This window comes from Caldisericum sp., assembly GCA_022759145.1.
Taxonomy (GTDB): Bacteria; Caldisericota; Caldisericia; order Caldisericales; family Caldisericaceae; genus Caldisericum.
On sequence record JAEMPV010000111.1, the window covers coordinates 1 to 3,466 of the forward strand.

Consider the following 3,466-nt stretch of genomic DNA (forward strand, 5'->3'; position numbering starts at 1 on the left):
CTGCAAGACTAAACAATATGGAACCTTCAGTTAACTTTTTGAGAGGTATGCTTGCAGGTATTTTCTCCAAACTTATTGGCGCAAAGACACACGCAACAGCAGAATTTAGTGATGATGGAGTAATAGTTACTATTGAAAAATGGAGTAAATTATTATAATTCTACTATAGGAGGTGAAGAATGAAGAAAGTTTTGGTGTTTGCAATTTTGCTTGCTCTTGTTTTATCAAGTTTCTCTTTTAGTTTCCATGCTCAACCTGTGAAAGGTGGAGACGACACAAATGATGATTGGCTCTTTGCAAGAGGAAATCAGATTGTTGACAAATTCGGGAATCCCGTTTGGATTACAGGTTTAAACTGGTTTGGCTTTGAAACAAATGCAAATGTTGTCCACGGATTGTGGAGTGTAAATCTAAAAAGTACACTTACAGAAGTTGCGAATAGAGGCTTTAATTTTATTAGGCTTCCTATTTATGCAGAGCTTATACTGAATTGGTCAAATGGTGTATATCCATCCCCTAACATAAACTACTATGCAAATCCAGAACTTCAAGGATTAAACAGTTTACAGGTTTTAGACTACTTTGTAAAGACTGCAAAAGAAGTTGGCTTAAAAATAATGTTTGATATTCACAGCATAAAGCCTGACGATTACACTTATCCACTCTGGTACAAGGATAATATAAAGCCCGAAGATTATTTTAAGGCATGCGAATGGCTTGCTGACAGATACAAAAATGACGACACAGTGCTTGCTTTTGATTTGAAAAACGAGCCACATGGGCAACCCTGGTCAGGACAATTTGCAAAGTGGGACAATTCAACTGACATAAACAACTGGAAATATACAGCAGAAACCTGCGCTCTTAGAGTCCTCAACAAAAACCCAAATCTTTTAATAGTAATAGAAGGTGTTGAAGCATATCCAAAAGATGGTAAAACCTGGACATCAACAGATGCAAGTCAGTATTATCTAAACTGGTGGGGAGGAAATTTGAGAGGTGTAAAAGATTATCCTATAAACCTCGGAACTTATCAAAACAAGGTTGTTTATTCGCCTCACGATTACGGTCCAAGCGTATGGAATCAACCATGGTTTAATAAAGACTTTACAATGGATACCCTTTATAATGATTGCTGGGGACCAAACTGGGATTTCATAAGGACACAGAATATTGCTCCACTTCTTATAGGAGAGTGGGGTGGAAAATTAGATAACGGAAGCAACCAAAAGTGGATGACTTATCTAAGGGACTTTATTATTAAAAACAAGATTAACTACACTTTCTGGTGTTTAAATCCAAACTCTGGGGATACGGGTGGCTTGTTGCTTGATGACTTCAAAACCTGGGATGAACAGAAATACAACTTCTTGAAAGGTGCACTATGGCAAGATTCTCAGGGGAGGTTCATCGGGCTTGACCATACAAGACCATTAGGAACAAACGGCAAGAACATAAATGTTGCAATCTATTATAATGAGTCTAACCAAAATCCACCATCAGTTTACGGAACTATTAGTGGAAAAATCTGGAACGATGCAAATGGTAATGGCTTACTTGATTCAGGTGAAGCAGGAATTCCAAATGTAAGCATTACTCTCAAGGATTCACAGGGCACAATTATAGGAACCACCGTTACTGATGCAAGTGGAAGTTATAACTTCAACAACCTTACCGATGGCACATACATAATCGAGGTTGCTCAGCCTAACGGCATGATTGAAACTTTTGAGGATGATGGTGTAAAGGATAACAAAACTTCAGTAACAATTTCAAATGGCAATTCTGTTGTAAGGAACTTTGGATACAAACAAGATAGCACCAACCAAACCTCATCAGATGACATAAACATCCATATAACGAATCCTAAAGAAAATGATAATATAACTACAAGCGAGTTTGAAGTTTCGGGCACATTGGACATAGAATCATCTTCTAATTTCAATCTTGTTGTTAAAGTAAATGGAGAAACTCGCATTTATCAATTCGTAGCAACTGGAAAATCCTTTGGACCTATTAAAGTAAAGATGACAGACTTTACATCAATTAAAGTTAACGAGACTTATAATGTAACTCTTCAGGTCCTTACACAAGCCCCCACAATACCACCATTCCAAACCGGTATAAGGAACATTATCTGGAAACCGACAGCCTCAACATTTACTCTGCACATACCTTCAGGATGGAGCATAATTGCTGTTCCCTTTGAGATACCTGCATCTACTCTTAATTGCAAAAATGTGCTTTTCTGGGATGGGACATTGTGGCAGAATGCTCAAACATTAAAGCCTGGACTTGGTTATCTTGTGAATAATGTGGATTCACCAAAAGACATTACCATCACAGGTAACGAAGTTGCTTCGCCTTTCTCTATAACTGTCGCAGGCTCTTACCAGCTTATAGGAAATCCGTTCATAAAAGGCAGTAGTCTTTCTTCAACATCAAATATAAAGCAGATCCTTTACTGGGATGGGAGTATGTGGAAGGTTGCATCTACAAGCAATCTTTTGCCAGGCGTTGGCTATCTTATATATGTTGATTCGCCTGGGACAATTACTTTTACAAGACAACCATAGCATTGATGATTGGGTGGGGATTAAGTCTCCACCCATTTTTTATTACAAGGAGGTTTGATATGAAAAAAATCATAGTAATTTTCGTTTTTATTGCAGTTATTATGATGGGAATAGCCAAAGTCCAGGCAGATGATTTTAATATGCATATAGTTTATCCAGCTAAGGGGTCTACAGTTGCAGCTACTTCTTTCAAAGTTATCGGGACTTTTGATTCTATGCCACCAATTAAAACTTTTAAACTTATAGTAACAATTGATAACACCACAAAGATATACAATTTTACCTCAAACTCACTTTCCTTTGGACCTATTGAGATTAATTTAAAAGATTTTCCAAACATCCAAAAAGGAAATGTTTACAATGTAACTTTACAAGCTGTTTCCGAAAATCCAACGGTTCCACCATTTCAAACAGACCCTGTTAAAATTGTCTGGGACTTAAAAAATTCGAAAACGACTATTGAACTTTATATAGGAAAATCTACGTTTTTTGTAAATGGAGAAAAAAGATACCTTGAGTCATCGCCTGTTGTCTTAAACAACAGGACATTTGTTCCTATAAGACCAATTATTGAAGCACTTGGAGGAAGTATTAGCTGGGATCCCATAGAAAGTAAAGTTACTATAACTTTAGGCTCAAATACTGTTGAACTATGGATTGGAAAGAATATTGCAAGAGTTAACGGAGTAATGAAGCCCATTGATTCATCAGATTCAAATGTTGTCCCCAAAATTATAAACGGTCGAACTATGCTACCATTGAGATTTATAGCAGAAGCTCTTGGGTGTTCTGTTAATTGGGATGGTGTAACTAAAAAGATCACAATAACATTTTAGGAAAACAATATAAAGTGTCGTCCCCCGTATAAACGGTTCGCGATGACACCTCAC

At 37.0% G+C, this 3,466-nt stretch carries 3 protein-coding genes; all 3 read left to right on the top strand.

Translation table 11 applies throughout. The features are described 5' to 3' along the window. Positions 1-158 (top strand): hypothetical protein (locus JHC30_06545; GenBank protein ID MCI4463808.1); only part of this gene is annotated, 158 nt, incomplete at its 5' end. A gap of 21 nt (positions 159-179) precedes the next feature. Further along, positions 180-2,576, top strand: coding sequence for a cellulase family glycosylhydrolase (locus JHC30_06550; protein MCI4463809.1), 2,397 nt, complete (start codon positions 180-182; stop codon positions 2,574-2,576). 59 nt (positions 2,577-2,635) lie between these two features. After that, on the top strand, positions 2,636-3,412 hold the full coding sequence (locus tag JHC30_06555) for a copper amine oxidase N-terminal domain-containing protein (GenBank protein MCI4463810.1): 777 nt from the start codon (positions 2,636-2,638) through the stop codon (positions 3,410-3,412). The last annotated feature ends 54 nt before the right edge of the window (positions 3,413-3,466 follow it).

What these genes read in the sequence shown, in the direction of transcription:
- JHC30_06550 (MCI4463809.1), top strand. Translation starts at nt 180, where the DNA reads ATGAAGAAAGTTTTGGTGTTTGCAATTTTGCTTGCTCTTGTTTTATCA.
- JHC30_06555 (MCI4463810.1), top strand. Translation starts at nt 2,636, where the DNA reads ATGAAAAAAATCATAGTAATTTTCGTTTTTATTGCAGTTATTATGATG.